Origin of the sequence: Polaromonas jejuensis NBRC 106434, from assembly GCF_001598235.1 — a bacterium.
GTDB classification, from domain to species: Bacteria; Pseudomonadota; Gammaproteobacteria; order Burkholderiales; family Burkholderiaceae_C; genus Polaromonas; species Polaromonas jejuensis.
On the sequence record NZ_BCYO01000005.1, the window covers coordinates 137,491 to 155,907 of the forward strand.

Sequence of the window (18,417 nt, forward strand, 5' to 3'; positions counted from 1 at the left end):
CGTATGACCCATCAAGGCCCTCACACCATGCAAACACCGTACGAACAAGGCAATCGGAATCAGACCAGCAGCTGGGAAGCCTGCATCCAGTTCTATGAGGACCTGGCGCGGCGCTTTCCCCGATGGCTGCAGTTTTCGCAGATAGGGACGTCCGACGCGGGCGTGCCGATACACGCGGGCGTGGTCAGCGCCGATGGGATTTTTGATCGCACGCAAATCCAGCGCGACGGCCGGCCGGTTTTTTTCAACAACAACGGCATCCATCCCGGCGAACCGGAGGGCATCGATGCCTGCATGGCGCTGGTGCGGGACCTGTGCATGGAGCCCGCGCGTCTGGCGGCACTGGGCTCCGCCGTGTATTTGTTCATTCCCATTTACAACGTTGATGGCTGCCTGAACCGCAACACCAGCAGCCGCGTGAACCAGGATGGCCCGGAGTCCTTTGGTTTTCGGGGCAACAGCCTTCACCTCGACCTGAACCGAGACTTCATCAAGTGCGACAGCCTGAACGCCCAGGTGTTCAACCAGTTCTTTACCGCCTGGGACCCGGACGTGATGGTTGATACCCATACCTCCAATGGCGCCGACTACGCCTACACCATGACCCTGATCCACACCCAGGCCGACAAGCTGGGCGCCGGGCTGGGCAGCTTTCTGCGTGACAACATGGTGCCGGCCATCTACCGGGGGATGGAGGCGCGCGGCTGGCCCACCTGCCCCTATGTCAACCCGGTCAAAACCAGTCCGGATCAGGGGATTGCGGATTTCCTGGAGGTGCCGCGATTCTCCACGGGCTATGCGGCCCTGCACCACACCATAGGCTTCATGCCCGAGACCCACATGCTCAAGCCCTTTGCGGACCGCTATGCGGCCATGCGGGCCCTGCTGGACGTGACGCTGCAGTACACGGTGGAGAATGCGGCGCAGATTCAGGCCCTCCGGCAGGAAGCGAAGCGGCAGGGGCGTGAAAAAAAGCATTGGCCCATCAGCTGGAGGATGGACGAGTCGCGCTGCTCCAGCCTGCGCTTCAAGGGCTATGAGGCGGCCTACAGGCCCAGCCTGATAGGAAACTACCAGCGCCTTTTTTACGACAGGAGCCAAGCGTGGGAGCGCGAGATCGCCTACTACACTCATTTTGAGGCCGAGGTGGTCGTTCCCGCGCCCCTCGCCTATGTCGTGCCGCAGGCCTGGCGCGCGGTGATCGAGCGCCTGGCATGGAATGGCGTGCAGATGGAACGCCTGGGCGCGGCAAGGTCTGCCGCGGCCCGCATCTATCGCATCCAGGCGGTGCAAAGCCGTCCCGGTGCTTATGAAGGCCATATGTTCCACGAACAGCTCACGCTGGACGCCCGGACCGAAACCGTGGAACTGCAGGCGGGGGATTGCTGGATTCCGCTGAAGCAGGACCAGGCCCGCTATGTCATGGAAACCCTGGAGCCCCAGGCCCATGACAGCTTCTTCCGCTGGGGTTTCTTCAACAGCATCCTGGAAAAGAAAGAGAGTTTCTCGGATTATGTGTTTGAGGACATGGCGCTGCAGTTGCTGCAGGACGAGCCGGCCTTGAATGCCAGGTTCATGCAGTGGAAGGCCGAGAATCCTGAACGGCTTTCGGACCAGCGCCAGGTGCTGCGCTTTATTTTTGAGAATTGCGCGCGCTTTGCCGAGCCGGCATGGCGCCGCTACCCGGTGCTGGCCATTTTCTGAGAGTTCAAGAGGCTCGTGCGGCTTGAGTCTGAAAAAAAAGGCCGCCCCCTGGGGCGGCCTTTTTGCCAAAAGCGCGTGGCTCGTCTCAGCTTGACAGCGCCTTGAAGGCGCGGTCCGTGATTTCATCGACGCCGCCCATGCCGCTGATGGCGCGGTATTTGGGGGCTGCATCCGACCCGGTTTTGGCCCAGTTGGAGTAGTAATCCACCAACGGGCGGGTTTGCGCGCTGTACACCTCCAGGCGCTTGCGCACGGTTTCTTCCTTGTCGTCTTCGCGCTGGATCAGCGGTTCGCCAGTGACATCGTCCAGGCCTTCGACTTTGGGCGGATTGAACTTGACGTGGTAGGTGCGGCCCGAGGCCGGGTGCGAGCGGCGTCCGCTCATGCGTTCGATGATGGCCTCAAAGGGCACGTCGATTTCCAGCACGTAGTCAAGCTTGACGCCGGCAGCCTTCATGGCGTCGGCCTGGGGAATGGTGCGCGGGAAACCGTCAAACAGAAAGCCCTGTGCGCAGTCGGCCTGGGTGATACGGTCTTTCACCAGGTTGATGATCAGGTCGTCGCTGACCAGGCCGCCAGCATCCATGACTTTTTTGGCTTCAAGGCCCAGCGGCGTGCCGGCCTTGACGGCCGCACGCAGCATGTCGCCGGTGGAAATCTGGGGGATGCCGTATTTTTGGCAGATGAAGGTTGCTTGCGTCCCTTTTCCCGCGCCAGGCGCGCCCAACAAAATCAGTCTCATGGATGTCCTCGGATTTTTATGAATTCAGTAAGTCAACCCGGGAGGCCGGCAAGCCGATTTTCCAGGGTTGCTTGACAGGTGTTGAGGCTGCCTGCAACCCCGCAGGCCTCACACTTGTTTTCCCCCAAGGATAGCACGCGCACTCCTGACGGCAGCTTACAAAAGCCCCCGGATAAGCGCTTGCGCGCTATGAAAACAGCTGGCGTGCCCGTTCCAGGTCTTCGGGGGTGTCCACGCCGGGGCCCGGCGCATCCTCGGTGATGTGCACGGCAATCCGGTGGCCATGCCACAGCGCGCGCAATTGCTCCAGCGACTCCAGCAACTCCAGCGGTGCCTGGGGCAGGGTGGGGAACTGGCGCAAAAAACCGACACGGTAGCCGTAAATGCCCACGTGGCGCAAAGGCTTGGGCAGCGTGCTGCCGGCTTCCCACCAGGCCTTGCCGGTGAAATCGCGTGCCGCCGGAATGGGCGAGCGGCTGAAATACAGCGCCGTCTGGCGCGCATCAAGCACCACCTTGACAATATTCGGATTGAGCAGGTCGGCCAACTGGTCTATCGAATGGGCGGCCGTGCTCATGGCGCAGTCCGGGCGCTCGTTGAGCAGGCGCGCCACCGCGTCAATCAGGGCCGGGTCAATCAGGGGCTCGTCGCCCTGCACATTGACCACGATGTCGTCGTCGGCCAGGCCGAGCAGGCCGCAGGCTTCGGCGAGCCGGTCGCTGCCACTGGGGTGGTCCACGCGGGTCAGCACGGCCAGAACACCGAAAGCCGCGCATTTCTCGACAATCTCGGGGCTGTCGGCGGCGACCACTGTGCGGACGGCGGTGCTTTGCATGGCGCGTTGCGCCACACGCACGACCATGGGCGCGCCACTGATGTCGGCCAGCGGCTTGTTGGGCAGGCGGGTAGAGGCCAGGCGGGCCGGAATGAGAACGGTGAAACTCATGCGCGCAAGGTGGCTGGAAACGGTTGGGCCGGCATCACAGGCCAAGCTCTTCATCGGTAAGGGTTCGCGCTTCGTTTTCCAGCAGCACGGGGAGTCCGTCGCGCACCGGGTAGGCCAGGCGGGCGCTGCGCGAGATCAGTTCCTGCTTCTCGCGGTCATATTCGAGCGGGCCCTTGGTGACTGGGCAAACCAGCAGTTCAAGTAATTTGGTGTCCATGCACTGATGGTAATTGAGAAAGCTGAGAAAGCGGCCGCGCCAGCAGCGGCGCCAGCCGTGCATCCACTGCCGCAAAGAAAGCGGGTTCGGGTGAAAACGCCAGTGGAACGGCCAGCAGTTCAAGCCCCGGCAGGGCCGGCATGGCAAACAGCTTGATGGCATCCTTTTCGGTGCACAGCACGGTCTGGCCCGCGTAAGCGCTCAGGCCGCCATCGGCAAAGTCATGGTGGTCGGGCAGGGCGATGGTTTTTCCCAGTGTCAGGCCACGTGCCCTCAGCATGGCAAAAAAAGCTTCGGGCGTCGCGATGCCCGCCAGGGCGACCAGAGGCCGGCCCCGCAGAGCGGAGAGCGCCACCTGGCGGCCGTCGGCGGCCAGCGCATGGTCGGCCAGTTGCCGGCGGGAGGTGAAGCCCTCAAAAGCGGGCTTTTGGCCGGTATGCAGCACCAGATCCAGGCCCAGGCGCTTTCGCTCCGGCCAGGGCTCGCGCAGCGGCCCGGCCGGCAGCAACCAGCCATTGCCCGCGCCGCGGTCGTCGAACACCGCAATCTCGATGTCGCGCTGCAGCGCATAGTGCTGCAAGCCGTCGTCGCACACCACCACGGCCGTGGCGGGGTAGGCGGCCAGCAAGGCCCGCACGGCGTCAGTGCGTCTGGGTGCTACAAAAACAGGAGCGGATGTTGCCCGCTTGATAAGGGCTGGCTCATCGCCGGACTCCTGAATGGATGTTTCGGGTGTGACTTCAAGGCTTTTGTGGCCGTGTCGGCCATAGCCGCGCGAGATGACGCCCACCGGCAAACCTTGCGCCTGCAAATGCTTGACCAGCGCCATCACCAGCGGGGTCTTGCCGGCGCCGCCGGCCACGACATTGCCGACCACAATCACCGGCACGCTGAAGCGCTCGGACCGGAGAACCCCGCCGCGGTACAAAGCCCTGCGCAAGCGCACCGCCAGGCCGTGGACTTGCGCCACGGGCCAGAGCAGGCAGGCCAGCCATCCGCGTGTGAGCCAGGCCCTCTGCAAAAGTTGTTTCACGCGTTTCTTGCCATGTCACAGGGAAGGACGAAGGGCGAGCCGACAACCTACTTGACGCCGGCCCGTGCGCTGCTCTGGGTGGCAAAGGTGATCTGCGTCATGCCCTGGCGCCGGGCGGCCTCCATGACCGTGATGACCGCCTGGTGCGTGGCGCTGGCATCGGCGCTGATGATGATGACGCTTTCCTTGCCGGCCCTGGCCGCCTCGACCAGCGCCGCGCCGAGGGCGTCAATGCCCCGGCCTTCCACCAGGGCCTTGTTGACCATGTAACGGCCATCGCTGCTCACGGCGACGATCACCTCTTTGGGGTAGTCGCGCTGCTGCTCGGCATCAGCCACAGGCAGTTTGACCTGCAGTTCGGTAAATTTGCTGTAGGTGGTCGACAGCATCAGAAAGATCAGCACCACGAGCAGCACATCGATGAAGGGGATCAGGTTGATCTCCGGTTCATCATGCGGGTGGGGGCGGAAGTTCATGTCAGGTCCCTTCTGGAGACAGCGCGGCAAGCCAGGCTAAAAGCGGGAACACCGCACTCATTTTCTGAGGGTATTGAGGTGGCGCACAAAGCGCTCCGCAGACAGTTCCATGGTCAGCAGGTAGCCATCGACCCGGGCGCGGAAGTAGCGCCAGAAAATCAGTGCAGGAATCGCCACCATCAGGCCAAACGCGGTGTTGTACAGCGCCATCGAAATGCCTTGCGCCAGTTGCGCCGGGTTGCCGCCGGCCGCGTTGCTGACGCCGCCCGCGCCGCCCGCCTGGGAGCCGAAAATCTCTATCATGCCGATGACCGTTCCCAGCAGGCCCAGCAAGGGCGCTGCAGAGGCGATGGTGGCCAGCGCGGCCAGGTAACGCTCCAGCTTGTGCGCCGCCTGCCGGCCTGCGCCTTCCAGTGTGGAGCGCAGGTCGTCTTCGCTGATGTGCGGGTTGGTGTTCAGTGCGCGAAAGCCGCTGGCCAGTACTTCGCCGAGCAGGGAGTTTTCCTCCAGCTGCGATACCACGCTGGGCGAGGGGACGGCGTTGCGGGAGACGGTGATGGCTTCGTCAAGAAGCTTGGGCGGGGCGACTTTGGGAGTTTTGAGGCTGGTAAAACGCTCAATGACCAGCGCGAGAGCGAGGATGGAACAGGCTACCAAAGGCCAGATCGGCCAGCCCGCGGCTTGTATGATCGAAAACAATGCACAACTCCAAGCAGATAATTTGAGTTGGATTATGGCCTACCGAACACCTGCCAATCGCTGTTGCGCTGCCGTGGTTCGGAATGTTTTCTACCCCCTGTTTTGTAAGACTTAGCCCACAGAACTTGTGGATAACTTTGTGGGCAACTGCCGGGACGAAGTCCCGAAAGCCGCGCCACAGCGTGCATGTAACAAAACGATGAAAATTTGAGCAGCATTAAGTTATTAAAAATCAATGAGTTATACGAGTTCATCACGCTGTCTGCGGCAAATCATTGGCACCATGCCCGCCTCGTGGGGCTCTGTGGAGTACTTTCGTTGTCACCGCAATGGTTTCGGCCATGTCTGACGCGTCGGGACCGCAGGCAAGGCCGCCCAACCCTGCGCGTGACGCGGGTGTGCGCATCTGGCCCGTGGGCTCGCTGCTGCGCGCGATTGCCGACAGCCTGGAAGCCCGTTTCAATCCTGTGGCCGTGCAGGGTGAAATCACCGGCTTTTCGCGCGCCGCCAGCGGGCATTGCTATTTTTCCCTGAAGGACGAGCAGGGGCAGGTGCGTTGCGCCATGTTCCGCCGGGCGGCCAGCCTGCTGGATTTTTCTCCGCGTGATGGGCAATTGGTCGAGTTGCGGGGCCGTCTGGGCGTGTACGAGCCGCGCGGCGAACTGCAACTGGTGGTCGAATCCATGCGCCAGGCCGGGCAGGGCAATCTGTTCGAGCAGTTTTTGCTGCTCAAGGCCAAGCTCGAAGCCGAAGGCCTGTTCGACACCGCACGCAAGCGCCCCTTGCCCCTGCTGCCTCGCGCCATCGGCGTGGTCACCTCCTTGGGCGCCGCGGCGCTGCATGACGTGGTGACCGCCCTGCAGCGCCGCGCCCCGCACATCCCTGTGGTGATTTACCCTGCCAGCGTGCAGGGCGGCCAGGCCGCCGGTGAGCTGCGCGAGGCTTTGCTCAAGGCCTACCAGCGGAAGCCCGTTGATAAGGTCGACGTATTGCTGCTGGTCCGCGGCGGCGGCGCCATGGAGGACTTGTGGGCCTTTAATGATGAGCAGCTCGCCCGCACCATCGTGGCTTCACCCATGCCTGTGGTCAGTGGGGTGGGGCATGAAACGGATTTCACCATTGCCGATTTCTGTGCCGATGTGCGTGCCCCCACGCCCACGGCTGCGGCCGAGCTTTGCGCACGGTCGCAAAGTGTCTGGCTGGGTGCTTTGGAGCAGGCTTTCTCGCGGCTGCAAAACGGGGTAGACCGGCAGATGCAGTCGCACAGCCAGCGGCTGGACTGGGCAGCGTCCCGTGTCAGCCGGCCTTCGCATCTGGTCACCCGGCAGCAGGCACGCCTGGCCGGGCTGGCGCAAAACCTGCGACATGCGATGCTATCGATAGTGAAGCATGAAAAGATGCACCTGCAAGGTCTGGAGGCCGAGGTGCCGAAAAAAGTCGCAGATTGCATGCAGCGCTGCCAGCACCAGATCGAGCGTGCCCAGCTGCGCCTTGATCTGCTGGACCCTACGCTGGTGTTAAAGCGCGGCTACGCCTGGGTGACAGATGTCGAAGGTCGTGCGTTGACGCGTGCCCAGGACCTGGCCCTCGGACAAAAACTGCGCCTGCATTTGTCGCAAGGGCGGGCCGGAGTGACCGTGAGCGAGTTGTACCCCAATGAAAGTTAGACCCCAAGCTTCGCAGCCCCCCGAGGGGGCTCTGTTTTGCCTTGGGACGGCCCGACGGCAAAAGGGCCGCACTGAGCGGCCCTTTTAGCGCGGCGAAGGCCGGATTTACAGGCCCAGGCCGCCGTTTTGCTGCGCGACCATGCAAAACAGCATGGGAATCGAAAACATGGTGTTGAAACGCGAAGTCAGCATGGCCAGACGTGCTGCCTTGGCTTTTTCTGCGGCTTCCACCGTGACGATGCCAAGCGCCTTTTTCTGGTTAGGCCAAATGATGAACCAGACATTGAAGGCCATCACCAGGGCAAGCCACATGCCTATGCCAATGGCCGTGAACGGCTTTTGCAGACCCAGCGCGGCCACGATGTAGCCACTCATGAAGGCCAGCAGCAAACCGGTGACGACGGTGGCCAGCGCCGCCCAGCGGAACCAGAACAGCGCAGAGGGTGCTATGACTTTGCTGATCGCCGGTTTTTGCTCATCCGGAATTTTTGGCATGGAGGGAATCTGCACGAAGTTGAAATACCACAGCAGGCCAATCCACATCACACCGGACAGCACATGCAGCCAGCGCATGAAAAAAGTCCACCAGGCATGACTGACACCCACATGCGCGCCCGTGGCCAGCACCAAAATGACGAGCAGCACGACGCCGGCCAGCACGGTGCGGCCGAGAGATTGAAGTATGGCACCCATTATTGATTCCTTCTTCAGATGATGAGATATCGATTATGAGAATCAAACAGGCTCATGGCAAGGCAATATATGGCGGCCTGGTGCTTGAAGAGCGGATCGCTCAAGCCGGGTGCCTGCATTGGGCCCGCGCTTGAACAGGTACCGCCCCACAAGGTTTAGCGATGCTTCTACAATGCGACGCTGGCATTGCTCAAGAGATTCTTCGAGGTGCCGCAACCTAACCCTAACACGACATACGATGGAACATACCCTTCCCGCACTACCCTACGCGATTGACGCCCTGGCCCCGCACTACTCCAAGGAAACGCTGGAGTTCCACCACGGCAAGCACCACAACGCGTATGTGGTCAACCTCAACAACCTGCAAAAAGGGACCGAATTCGAGAGCAAGACGCTCGAAGAAATCATCAAGAGCTCCAGCGGCGGCGTGTACAACAACGCAGCCCAGATCTGGAACCACACCTTTTTCTGGAGCTGCATGAAGCCTGCCGGCGGCGGCGAACCCGGCGGCGCGCTGGCTGCAGCCATCAATGCCAAGTTTGGCTCTTACGCTTCATTCAAAGAGGCTTTTGTCAAGTCGGCTGTCGGCAACTTCGGTTCCGGCTGGACCTGGCTGGTCAAAAAAGCCGACGGCACGGTGGACATCGTCAACACCGGTGCAGCCGGCACGCCCCTGACCACGGCCGACAAGGCCCTGCTGACGGTGGATGTGTGGGAACACGCCTACTACATCGACTACCGCAACCTGCGTCCCAAGTTTGTCGAAACCTTTCTGTCCAACCTGGTGAACTGGGGCTTTGCCGAGGCCAACTTCGCCTAATACGGCGAGCGTTCAGCTGCAAAAAAGCCGACATCAAGTCGGCTTTTTTATGGCTGAAAGGCGGGGGTCAGCGCTTGGCGTCAAAGAGCGGGCCGCCCAGCTTGCTGCCGGCCTTGATGCCTTTTTTGGCAAACCAGCCCTTGTTCATTTCCAGAACATAGCGAACCGGTTGGGCCGAGCAGTGGGAATCCGTGGTTTGCGGCTTCATGTCGGCCAGGTTCACGATGGTGCCGTCATCGGCCACGAAAGCGGCCGTCAAGGGGAGCAGGGTGTTTTTCATCCAGAAGCACTGCTGGGTGGCCTGCTCGAACACAAAAATCATGCCTTCCGGCTGCGGCATGTCCTTGCGGAACATCAGGCCGATCTGGCGCTGTTCGGGCGTGAACGCCACTTGCGCATCAATCACATACATGCCGGCAGACAGCTTGATGCGCTGCAGATTCATTTGCGGGCCTTCTTGAGCGCCGCTCCAGTGAGGGGAAAGCAGGGCCATGGCGGCCAGCGCAGCAAGCAGGCCCTTGCGTGCCTTGTTAAAGGAAAAGACGCCCGGTTTTAAAAACATGAATTCACCGCATTAAAGTTGAACTGCCAGCATAAACGACGCGCGTAAAAAGCCCGAAAAAAAGCCCGCACTGGGCGGGCATTCTGACCGAAGTCACCAGGAATTACTTCTTGGCTTCTTCCTTGGCAACAGGCTTGGCTTCCGCTTTCTTGGCAGCAGCTTCAGCTTTTTTTGCGGCAGCGGCTTCGGCTTTTGCTTTTTTGGCTGCAGCGGCTTTTTCTTTCTTGGCGGCCTTGGCGGCAGCTTTCTCTTCCTTGGTCATCGCTTTCTTGGCTTCTGCCTTGGCTGCAGGAGCAGCAGGCGCTGCGGCAGCGGTAGGGGCCGCAGGCGCTGCAGGAGCAGCAGGCGCTTGTGCAAAAGCACCTGCAGCGAAGAGGCCAGCGATCAAAGCAGCGAGGATCTTGTTCATTTGGAGTTTCCTTAAAACGGTATTGGAAAAAAATACCCCGAACTTTTCGGAGGCCCTCCCGTAACGGAGGCTGCTCACAAAGCGTTGACAGATACACGCAAATTCTTTGCAAGAAGCTTTTCCGGCTAAAATTTAGGGGGTTTTACCTAAACTGCTGAGAGTGGCGTTCCCTGTGAGCGTCATCAGCGCCCACCGGAGACTTCTGCACATGTACCAGCACATCAAGGTGCCAGCCCAAGGCCAAAAAATCACTGTCAATGCCGACAACTCTTTGAATGTTCCTGACGAGCCTGTCATTCCGTTCATCGAAGGCGACGGCACCGGTGCAGACATCACGCCGGTCATGCTCAAGGTGGTGGATGCAGCGGTTGCCAAAGCCTATGGCGGCAAGAAAAAAATCCACTGGATGGAAGTGTTTGCCGGCGAGAAGTCCACCAAGGTCTATGGCCCCGACGTGTGGCTGCCCGAAGAGACCCTGCACGCCGTGCGCGACTATGTGGTGTCCATCAAGGGCCCGCTGACCACGCCCGTGGGCGGCGGTATCCGCAGCCTGAACGTGGCCCTGCGCCAGGAACTGGACCTCTACGTCTGCCTGCGCCCCATCCAGTACTTCGCCGGCGTTCCTTCGCCCGTGAAAGAGCCGCAAAAAACCAATATGGTGATCTTCCGCGAAAACTCGGAAGACATTTACGCCGGTATCGAATTCGAATCGGGCAGCGACAAGGCCAAGAAACTCATCAAGTTCCTGCAGGACGAGATGGGCGTCAAGAAAATCCGCTTCCCCAACACCTCCGGCATCGGCATCAAGCCGGTTTCCAGCGAAGGCACCGAGCGCCTGGTGCGCAAGGCCATCCAGTACGCCATTGACCATGACAAGCCCAGCGTGACCATCGTGCACAAGGGCAACATCATGAAGTTCACCGAAGGCGGTTTCCGTGACTGGGCTTATGCCCTGGCCCAGAAGGAATTCGGCGCCGAACTGATCGACGGTGGCCCATGGTGCAAGTTCAAGAACCCGAAAACGGGCAAGGACATCATCGTCAAGGACAGCATCGCCGATGCCTTCCTGCAGCAAATCCTGCTGCGCCCCGCCGAGTACAGCGTGATTGCCACCCTGAACCTGAACGGCGACTACGTCTCCGACGCACTGGCCGCCCAGGTCGGCGGTATCGGCATTGCCCCGGGCGCCAACCTGAGCGACACCGTCGCCATGTTCGAAGCCACGCACGGCACGGCACCCAAGTACGCCGGCAAGGACTACGTGAACCCAGGTTCCGAAATCCTGTCAGCCGAAATGATGTTGCGCCACATGGGCTGGACGAAGGCTGCCGACCTGATCATCAGCTCGATGGAAAAATCAATCGAGTCCAAGAAGGTCACCTATGACTTCGCCCGGCTCATGGAAGGCGCGACCCAGGTCAGCTGCTCCGGTTTCGGCCAGGTCATGATCGACCACATGTAAAGCAGCCTGCTGCTTTGCCCTGAAGACCGCCCGGGAGCGATCCCGAGGCGGTTTTTTCATGAGCGCAGAATGGCGGGAAATCGAACTTGAATGTTGCCCAACCGCCACCAATTTCCCCCCACGGCACACCGGGCAATTCCGGTCGCTAGAATGAATTCCATGGCTACCCAATCACCCAAATCCCCGGCAAGCCCTCCGGCACCCGCTATCAGGCCCGACGATGTCAATGGCGGGGATTCGGTCGTGCTGGAGCGTCGCCCGCAAAAGACCAAACCGCCGCAGATGTACCAGGTGGTTTTGCTCAACGATGACTACACGCCGATGGAATTCGTCGTGGTGGTCATTCAGGAGTTTTTCAACAAGGACCGGGAAACTGCCACGCAAATCATGCTGAAGATACATCTGGACGGCAAGGGCGTTTGCGGGGTGTTTTCCAAAGATGTCGCGGCCACCAAGGTTGACCAGGTCACCGAGGCGGCACGAAAAAACGGCCATCCGTTGCAGTGTGTCAGCGAGCCCATTGAATAATTGGAAATTCGGCCAATATTCTCTTCAGAAGTGAGTAAAGTAAACATGCAAGCAAGCCGAAAGGAAAATCTATGATTGCCCAGGAATTAGAAGTCAGCTTGCACATGGCCTTTGTCGAGGCGCGCCAGCAACGTCACGAGTTCATCACCGTGGAACACCTGCTGCTGGCCTTGCTGGACAACCCCAGTGCGGCTGAAGTGCTGCGCGCCTGCTCCGCCAACGTGGATGATTTGCGCAAGTCCTTGGCCAACTTCATCAAGGACAACACGCCGCAAGTGGCCGGCACCGATGATGTGGACACGCAGCCCACGCTGGGTTTCCAGCGTGTGATCCAGCGCGCCATCATGCATGTGCAGTCCACCGGCAACGGCAAGAAGGAAGTCACCGGCGCCAATGTGCTGGTGGCCATTTTTGGCGAAAAAGACTCGCATGCCGTGTACTACCTGCACCAGCAGGGTGTCACGCGCCTGGACGTGGTGAATTTCATCGCCCACGGCATCAAGAAAAGCGACCCGCCCGAGCCGGCCAAGTCCGGCGAGAGCGCCGCCGAGAACGAGGAGGGCGGCGAGAAGAACGAGAAAGCCTCGCCGCTGGAGCAGTTCACCGTCAACCTCAACCAGATGGCCAAGGACGGCAAGATCGATCCTTTGATCGGCCGCCAGTACGAGGTCGAGCGCGTGATCCAGATCCTGTGCCGCCGCCGCAAGAACAACCCGCTGCTGGTGGGAGAGGCCGGCGTGGGCAAGACGGCGATTGCCGAGGGCCTGGCCTGGCGCATCACGCAAAAGGACGTGCCCGAGATACTGGGCGAGGCCAATGTGTACTCGCTCGACATGGGCGCGCTGCTGGCCGGCACCAAGTACCGCGGTGATTTTGAGCAGCGCCTCAAGGGCGTGCTGAAGGCGCTGAAAGACAAGCCCAATGCCATCCTGTTCATCGACGAGATCCATACCCTGATCGGGGCCGGTGCGGCCTCGGGCGGCACGCTGGACGCGTCCAATCTGCTCAAGCCGGCGCTCAGTTCGGGCCAGCTCAAGTGCATTGGCGCGACCACCTTCACCGAATACCGCGGCATCTTCGAAAAAGATGCGGCCCTGTCACGCCGCTTCCAGAAGGTGGATGTGGTCGAGCCCTCTGTGCAGGAAACCGTCGACATCCTCAAGGGCCTGAAGTCGCGCTTTGAAGAGCACCATGGCGTCAAGTACGCCCTGGCGGCCCTGCAGGCGGCGGCCGAGCTCAGCGCCAAGTACATCAATGACCGCCACTTGCCCGACAAGGCGATTGACGTGATTGACGAAGCGGGCGCGGCCCAGCGCATTTTGCCGGCCTCCAAGCGCAAGAAAACCATCAGCAAGGCCGAGGTCGAAGAGATCGTGGCCAAGATCGCCCGCATCCCGCCCGCCAACGTCTCCAACGACGACCGCGGCAAGCTCAAAACGCTGGAGCGCGACCTGAAAAGCGTGGTGTTCGGCCAGGACAAGGCGCTCGACGTGCTGGCGTCCGCCGTCAAGATGGCGCGCTCGGGCCTGGGCAAGGACGACAAGCCGATTGGCTCCTTCCTGTTCTCTGGCCCCACGGGTGTCGGGAAGACGGAAGCCGCCAAGCAACTGGCCTACATCATGGGCATCGAGCTGATCCGCTTCGACATGTCGGAGTACATGGAGCGCCATGCCGTGAGCCGCCTGATCGGCGCGCCTCCCGGCTACGTGGGCTTTGACCAGGGCGGCCTGCTGACCGAGGCGATCACCAAGAAGCCGCACGCGGTGCTGCTGCTCGACGAAATCGAGAAGGCGCACCCGGACATCTTCAACGTGCTGCTGCAGGTCATGGACCACGGCACCTTGACGGACAACAATGGGCGCAAGGCCGACTTCCGCAATGTGATCATCGTCATGACCACCAATGCCGGTGCCGAGACCATGAACAAGGCGACGATTGGCTTTACCAACCCGCGCGAAGCCGGCGACGAGATGGCGGACATCAAACGCCTGTTCACGCCCGAGTTCCGCAACCGCCTGGATGCGGTGGTGAGCTTCAAGGCGCTGGACGAGACCGTCATCCTGCGCGTGGTCGACAAGTTCCTGCTGCAGCTCGAGACGCAGCTGGCCGAGAAGAAGGTGGACGTCACCTTCACCGACACGTTGCGCAAGTACCTGGCCAAGAAGGGCTTTGACCCGCTCATGGGCGCGCGCCCGATGCAGCGCCTGATCCAGGACACGATTCGCCGTGCGCTGGCTGACGAGCTGCTGTTCGGACGCCTGGTCGATGGCGGTCGCCTGACCGTCGACATGAAGATCACAACCGACGAGAAAGGCGTGGAAAACGGCGAGGTCGAGCTCGACATCCAGCCGCTGCTCAAGAAAGAGGGCAAGGCCAAGCCCGAGGCGGAGGCCGCGGAAACCAACTGACAGCGCGGATTGTCAAGCGCTCTCAAAAGGCCGGTAGCATCATGCTATCGGCCTTTTTTCATGATGCTATCAAAACGCTAGCTTCTTGCGCCCGCTGCATCTGGGCTGGAGGCCTTTTTTGCTTAAGAAAACGACAACATGCAACCCATGGCTTCGCACACCTTCCTGTGGCACGACTACGAAACCTTCGGCATCAGCCCGCGCCGTGACCGGCCCGCGCAGTTTGCCGGGATTCGCACCGACGCCGAGCTGAACGAGGTCGGCGAGCCGCTGATGATTTACTGCCAGCCCGCCAACGATTACCTGCCCGACCCGGCGTCCTGCCTGATCACCGGCATCACGCCGCAGCTGTGCCTGGAGCGCGGTGTGGCCGAGCACGCGTTTGCGGCGCAGATCGAGCAGATGCTGGCCCAGCCCGGCACGATTGGCGTGGGCTACAACACCATACGCTTCGATGACGAGGTGACGCGCTTCATGTTCTGGCGCAACCTGATAGACCCCTATGCGCGGGAGTGGCAGAACGACTGCGGCCGCTGGGATTTGCTGGATGTGGTGCGCATGGCCTATGCGCTGCGGCCCGACGGCATCCGGTGGCCGCTCAAGGAAGACGGCAAGCCCAGCTTCAAGCTGGAAGACCTGGCGCGCGCCAACGGCCTGCTGCATGAGGCGGCGCACGATGCCCTGTCCGACGTGCGCGCCACCATTGCGCTGGCGCGGCTGATTCGCAGGGCCCAGCCCAAGCTGTTTGACTTTGCCTTAAGCCTGCACAAAAAGGACCGCGTGGCCGCCGAGCTGGGCCTTCCCGCCAGCCCGCAGACGGCCAGGCCGTTTCTGCATGTGTCGGGCATGTTCCCGGCCGAGCGCGGCTGCCTGGCCGTGATGTTTCCGCTGGCCACCCACCCGAGCAACAAGAATGAAATCCTGGCCTGGGACCTGGCGCACGACCCCAGCGAGCTGCCGCTGCTGGACGTCGCCACCTTGCGCCAGCGCCTGTTCACCAAGTCGGCCGACCTGCCCGAAGGCGTGAGCCGGCTGCCTATCAAGTCGGTGCACCTCAACAAGTCGCCCATGGTCGTGCGCCAGCTGCAAGCCCTGACGCCGCAGATGGCGGCGAAGTGGGGCGTGGACATGGACGCCGCGCTGCGCCACGCCGAAAAAGCCGCCGGCCTGCCCGACATGAGCGCGATCTGGCCCGAGGTGTTTCAGCGGCCCCAAGAAGCCACGCCGGACGTGGACGAAGACCTGTACGGCGGCTTCATAGGCAACGCCGACCGCCGGCGGCTGAACCAGTTGCGCGCGCTGCCTGCCGCCGAGCTGGCGCACAGCCGCACCGGCTTCGACGACGACCGGCTGGAAGAGCTGCTGTTTCGCTACCGCGCCCGCAACTTTCCGCAGACCCTCACGCCCGACGAGGCCGAGCGCTGGGAAGCGCATCGCGCCGCGCGGCTGCTCGAAGGCGAGGGCGGCGCGCGCAATGTGGATGCGCTGTTTGCCGAGATTGATGCCCTGCAGCAAAGCGCCGACGAGCGCGCTGAGGCGATTCTGGGTGCCCTGTACGATTACGCGGAGCTGATCACACCGGCGCCGTGACTTGCACGCGTTCTTTCCGGCACCTTGCCGCACCTGCTTTTGGGAACTGACATCACCATGAACAACGAACCAGGATTGACCACGGAAATCGTCCATTCCGACCGCGAATTTGGCGTCGAGCATGGCGGCTTGCACAAACCCATCCACACCTCCGTGCAATACGGTTTTGACAAGGTGGAAGACCTGATTGGCGTCTTCCAGGGCACGCTCAAGGGCGGCTTCAACTACGCGCGCCAGGGCACACCCACCACGGCGGCGCTGGAGGCCAAACTCACGATGATGGAGCAGGGCGTGGGCACCGTCAGCTTTGCCACCGGAATGGCGGCCATCACCGCCTTGTTTCTGACGCTGCTGCGGGCCGGCGACCACATCGTGTCCAGCCGCTACGTGTTCGGCAACACCAACAGCCTGCTGGGCACGCTGGGTGACCTGGGTATTGCCGTGAGCAAGGTCGATGCCTGCGTCGTGCGCCACGTCGCCCAGGCGCTGCGGCCCGAGACGCGCATGGTCTTTGTGGAGACCGTGGCCAATCCCGGCACCCAGATTCCCGACCTGGATGCTATCGGCCGCTTGTGCCGCGAAAAGGGCGTGCTGTTCGTGGTGGACAACACCATCCTGTCGCCCGCGCTGTTTCGCCCGAAAGACGTGGGTGCGGGCCTCGTGGTCCATTCCCTGACCAAGACCATCGCGGGTCATGGCAACGCGCTGGGCGGCGCCGTGATCGACACCGGCCTGTTCGATTGGTCGCGCTATCCCAACATCAACGAGGCCTACCGCAAGGGCGACGCGAAGCAATGGGGGCTGACGCAAATCCGCAAGAAGGGCTTGCGTGACATGGGCGGATCGCTGTCGTCGCAGCACGCGCACCTGATCGGCGCCGGCGCCGAGACCCTGGTCCTGCGGCTGGCCCAAACCAGCGCGACCGCGATGGCGCTGGCCCGCTTCCTGGAGGGGCATCCCGCCGTGGCCCGGGTTCATTACCCCATGCTGCAGTCGCACCCGCAGCATGCACTGGCCCAAAAGCACTTCAAGGCCGGCTCATGGTTGATGGCCTTTGAGCTGCGCAACGCGGACGCCTGCCTGGAGGTGCTCAACCGCCTGAAACTGCCGGTCAAGGCCACAGGCATGGGCGACAGCCGCACGCTCGTCATCCCCGTGGCCCACACCATCTTCTGGGAAGCCGGCGCTGCGGCGCGTGCCGAGATGGGCATTGCGGACGGCCTGATACGCGTCTCGGTCGGGCTGGAAGACAGCGCCGATTTGATCGCCGACTTTGCGCAGGCCCTGGCGGATTGACCGCTGCGGGCAGGCCATGGCCCGCTCAGGCGGCGGCGCGTTCGGGCGGGTGCTTGGCAAAGGCGCTGCCAAAGCGGTTGGCCAGAAAGTCGGCCAGCGCGATGTCCTCCTGGCGGATAAAGCCCCGCGTGGGCAGGCGCCCCGCGGCCAGCAGGTCCAGCACGGTGCAGATGCCCGCCGCCGTGGTGATCTGGATGGCGCTGCGCAGCACGCCGCCGACTACGTGGCTGTAGACCTTGTGGGCGTAGGTTTCCTGCATCAGCCGGCCGTCGCGCTGACCGCTGACGGTCACAAACACGATGACCACGTCCTGCATCGTGGTCGGCAGGGAATTTTCCAGGATGTCCTTGAGCACATCGCGGCGCTCGCGCAGGCGCAGGTCGTTGAGCAGCGCCTTCATGATGGCCGCGTGGCCGGGGTAGCGGATGGTCTTGTAGTTGAGGTGGGTGACCTTGCCCTGTAGCGTTTCGCACAGCGTCCCCAGGCCGCCCGAGGTGTTGAAGGCCTCGTAAGTCACGCCGTCGAGCGAGAACTCCTCACGCTCGGCCAGCGGCGGCACCTGGCGTTGCACGCCTTCGACGATGGCCTCGCAGGGCTCGCAATATTCGTTGATGACCCCGTCGGTGCTCCAGGTCAGGTTGTAGTTGAGCGCGTTCGACGGGAACTGCGGCAGGGCGCCCACGCGCATGCGCACGCTGTGCAGGCTGTCAAAACGTCGGCACAGGTCGGCGGCCACGATGGAGACAAAGCCGGGCGCCAGGCCGCATTGCGGGATCAGCGCCGACTGCGCGCCGGCGGCCAGTTCCCGCACGCGCCTGGTGCTGGCCACGTCCTCGGTCAGGTCCAGGTAATGCACTTTCTCGGCAACGGCGGCCTCGGCAATCGCCGTGGTCAGGTGAAACGGCGCCGCGCTCAGCACCGCGAACTGCCCTTTCAGGGCCGCACGCAGGGCGACGGGGTTGGTAACGTCCAGCGTTTGCGGTTGAACCCGGGGACCGGCCTTGATGCTGGCCAGTGCGGCCGGCGACGCATCGACCACCGTGACCTCGTAATCACCGGCAGCGCCCAGCATGGCGGCGATGGTCGAGCCGATTTTTCCGGCGCCGACGACCATGATTTTTTTCATTTCAAGCTCCTTGATATGCCCTCCGAGGCGGGGGTCTGC

Annotated in this window: 18 protein-coding genes; 8 read left to right on the top strand and 10 right to left on the bottom strand. The window is 62.1% G+C overall.

What is annotated here, in order from left to right; all coding sequences use genetic code 11:
* Nucleotides 1-27 precede the first annotated feature (27 nt).
* Nucleotides 28-1,704 (top strand): M14 family zinc carboxypeptidase, encoded by a 1,677-nt coding sequence (locus PJE01S_RS08250; protein WP_068832675.1) that lies wholly within the window; start codon nt 28-30, stop codon nt 1,702-1,704.
* 85 nt (nt 1,705-1,789) lie between these two features.
* Here PJE01S_RS08250 and adk read toward each other — a convergent pair whose 3' ends face one another.
* From adk to PJE01S_RS08280, 6 genes are all read right to left on the bottom strand, one after another.
* Entirely contained in the window at nt 1,790-2,446 is a 657-nt protein-coding gene (adk, locus tag PJE01S_RS08255) for an adenylate kinase (protein WP_068832676.1), read from the bottom strand.
* A gap of 187 nt (nt 2,447-2,633) precedes the next feature.
* A complete protein-coding gene (gene kdsB / locus PJE01S_RS08260; protein WP_068832934.1) occupies nt 2,634-3,392 on the bottom strand; it encodes a 3-deoxy-manno-octulosonate cytidylyltransferase in 759 nt (252 codons plus the stop codon).
* Nucleotides 3,393-3,426: 34 nt separating this feature from the next.
* Nucleotides 3,427-3,609 carry a Trm112 family protein gene (locus PJE01S_RS08265; RefSeq protein WP_068832677.1) on the bottom strand — a complete coding sequence of 61 codons (183 nt, stop codon included), beginning with the start codon at nt 3,607-3,609 and terminating at the stop codon, nt 3,427-3,429.
* The gene (gene lpxK / locus PJE01S_RS08270; protein WP_068832678.1) at nt 3,590-4,642 is read right to left on the bottom strand and encodes a tetraacyldisaccharide 4'-kinase; all 1,053 of its coding nucleotides are present in this window, start codon (nt 4,640-4,642) and stop codon (nt 3,590-3,592) included. The genes PJE01S_RS08265 and lpxK overlap by 20 nt, the downstream gene beginning before the upstream one ends.
* Nucleotides 4,643-4,689: 47 nt before the next feature.
* A complete protein-coding gene (locus PJE01S_RS08275; RefSeq protein ID WP_068832679.1) occupies nt 4,690-5,118 on the bottom strand; it encodes an ExbD/TolR family protein in 429 nt (142 codons plus the stop codon).
* A gap of 57 nt (nt 5,119-5,175) precedes the next feature.
* Nucleotides 5,176-5,817, bottom strand: coding sequence for a MotA/TolQ/ExbB proton channel family protein (locus PJE01S_RS08280; RefSeq protein ID WP_068832680.1), 642 nt, complete (start codon nt 5,815-5,817; stop codon nt 5,176-5,178).
* 341 nt (nt 5,818-6,158) lie between these two features.
* Between PJE01S_RS08280 and xseA the strand changes: the two genes are divergently transcribed.
* Complete coding sequence (gene xseA / locus PJE01S_RS08285; RefSeq protein ID WP_068832936.1) at nt 6,159-7,484, top strand: exodeoxyribonuclease VII large subunit; 1,326 nt, start codon at nt 6,159-6,161, stop codon at nt 7,482-7,484.
* A gap of 105 nt (nt 7,485-7,589) precedes the next feature.
* On the opposite strand, the gene PJE01S_RS08290 is transcribed toward xseA, so the two are convergent.
* Nucleotides 7,590-8,177 (bottom strand): urate hydroxylase PuuD, encoded by a 588-nt coding sequence (locus tag PJE01S_RS08290; RefSeq protein WP_068832681.1) that lies wholly within the window; start codon nt 8,175-8,177, stop codon nt 7,590-7,592.
* A 238-nt stretch (nt 8,178-8,415) separates the two neighbouring features.
* Between PJE01S_RS08290 and PJE01S_RS08295 the strand changes: the two genes are divergently transcribed.
* Nucleotides 8,416-8,997 (top strand): Fe-Mn family superoxide dismutase, encoded by a 582-nt coding sequence (locus tag PJE01S_RS08295; RefSeq protein WP_068832682.1) that lies wholly within the window; start codon nt 8,416-8,418, stop codon nt 8,995-8,997.
* Between the two features lie 67 nt (nt 8,998-9,064).
* Here the strand turns inward: PJE01S_RS08295 and PJE01S_RS08300 are convergent, their stop codons facing one another.
* Nucleotides 9,065-9,559 (bottom strand): DUF192 domain-containing protein, encoded by a 495-nt coding sequence (locus PJE01S_RS08300; protein ID WP_068832683.1) that lies wholly within the window; start codon nt 9,557-9,559, stop codon nt 9,065-9,067.
* A 103-nt stretch (nt 9,560-9,662) separates the two neighbouring features.
* Nucleotides 9,663-9,968, bottom strand: a complete 306-nt coding sequence (locus PJE01S_RS08305; RefSeq protein WP_068832684.1) for a cell envelope biogenesis protein TolA — start codon at nt 9,966-9,968, stop codon at nt 9,663-9,665.
* A gap of 202 nt (nt 9,969-10,170) precedes the next feature.
* Here PJE01S_RS08305 and icd point away from each other — a divergent pair, with 202 nt between their 5' ends.
* The 5 genes from icd (at nt 10,171) to PJE01S_RS08330 (ending at nt 17,252) form a co-directional block, all read left to right on the top strand.
* The gene (icd, locus tag PJE01S_RS08310; protein WP_157090274.1) at nt 10,171-11,430 is read left to right on the top strand and encodes an NADP-dependent isocitrate dehydrogenase; all 1,260 of its coding nucleotides are present in this window, start codon (nt 10,171-10,173) and stop codon (nt 11,428-11,430) included.
* Between the two features lie 159 nt (nt 11,431-11,589).
* Complete coding sequence (gene clpS, locus PJE01S_RS08315) at nt 11,590-11,958, top strand: ATP-dependent Clp protease adapter ClpS (RefSeq protein WP_068832688.1); 369 nt, start codon at nt 11,590-11,592, stop codon at nt 11,956-11,958.
* A 71-nt stretch (nt 11,959-12,029) separates the two neighbouring features.
* Nucleotides 12,030-14,366: an ATP-dependent Clp protease ATP-binding subunit ClpA gene (gene clpA / locus PJE01S_RS08320; protein ID WP_068832690.1), complete on the top strand. Its 2,337-nt coding sequence runs from the start codon at nt 12,030-12,032 to the stop codon at nt 14,364-14,366.
* Nucleotides 14,367-14,513: 147 nt separating this feature from the next.
* Nucleotides 14,514-15,956 (top strand): exodeoxyribonuclease I, encoded by a 1,443-nt coding sequence (sbcB, locus tag PJE01S_RS08325; RefSeq protein ID WP_068832692.1) that lies wholly within the window; start codon nt 14,514-14,516, stop codon nt 15,954-15,956.
* 57 nt (nt 15,957-16,013) lie between these two features.
* Complete coding sequence (locus tag PJE01S_RS08330) at nt 16,014-17,252, top strand: cystathionine gamma-synthase family protein (RefSeq protein WP_068832694.1); 1,239 nt, start codon at nt 16,014-16,016, stop codon at nt 17,250-17,252.
* A 25-nt stretch (nt 17,253-17,277) separates the two neighbouring features.
* On the opposite strand, the gene PJE01S_RS08335 is transcribed toward PJE01S_RS08330, so the two are convergent.
* Nucleotides 17,278-18,378 (bottom strand): saccharopine dehydrogenase family protein, encoded by a 1,101-nt coding sequence (locus PJE01S_RS08335; protein WP_068832696.1) that lies wholly within the window; start codon nt 18,376-18,378, stop codon nt 17,278-17,280.
* Between the last annotated feature and the right edge of the window lie 39 nt (nt 18,379-18,417).

Coding starts and splice junctions, on each gene's coding strand:
- PJE01S_RS08265 (WP_068832677.1), bottom strand. CDS start 3,609: ATGGACACCAAATTACTTGAACTGCTGGTTTGCCCAGTCACCAAGGGC.
- clpS (WP_068832688.1), top strand. CDS start 11,590: ATGGCTACCCAATCACCCAAATCCCCGGCAAGCCCTCCGGCACCCGCT.
- PJE01S_RS08330 (WP_068832694.1), top strand. CDS start 16,014: ATGAACAACGAACCAGGATTGACCACGGAAATCGTCCATTCCGACCGC.
- PJE01S_RS08305 (WP_068832684.1), bottom strand. CDS start 9,968: ATGAACAAGATCCTCGCTGCTTTGATCGCTGGCCTCTTCGCTGCAGGT.
- PJE01S_RS08250 (WP_068832675.1), top strand. CDS start 28: ATGCAAACACCGTACGAACAAGGCAATCGGAATCAGACCAGCAGCTGG.
- xseA (WP_068832936.1), top strand. CDS start 6,159: ATGTCTGACGCGTCGGGACCGCAGGCAAGGCCGCCCAACCCTGCGCGT.
- PJE01S_RS08290 (WP_068832681.1), bottom strand. CDS start 8,177: ATGGGTGCCATACTTCAATCTCTCGGCCGCACCGTGCTGGCCGGCGTC.
- PJE01S_RS08295 (WP_068832682.1), top strand. CDS start 8,416: ATGGAACATACCCTTCCCGCACTACCCTACGCGATTGACGCCCTGGCC.
- clpA (WP_068832690.1), top strand. CDS start 12,030: ATGATTGCCCAGGAATTAGAAGTCAGCTTGCACATGGCCTTTGTCGAG.
- kdsB (WP_068832934.1), bottom strand. CDS start 3,392: ATGAGTTTCACCGTTCTCATTCCGGCCCGCCTGGCCTCTACCCGCCTG.
- sbcB (WP_068832692.1), top strand. CDS start 14,514: ATGGCTTCGCACACCTTCCTGTGGCACGACTACGAAACCTTCGGCATC.
- PJE01S_RS08335 (WP_068832696.1), bottom strand. CDS start 18,378: ATGAAAAAAATCATGGTCGTCGGCGCCGGAAAAATCGGCTCGACCATC.
- PJE01S_RS08275 (WP_068832679.1), bottom strand. CDS start 5,118: ATGAACTTCCGCCCCCACCCGCATGATGAACCGGAGATCAACCTGATC.
- adk (WP_068832676.1), bottom strand. CDS start 2,446: ATGAGACTGATTTTGTTGGGCGCGCCTGGCGCGGGAAAAGGGACGCAA.
- PJE01S_RS08300 (WP_068832683.1), bottom strand. CDS start 9,559: ATGTTTTTAAAACCGGGCGTCTTTTCCTTTAACAAGGCACGCAAGGGC.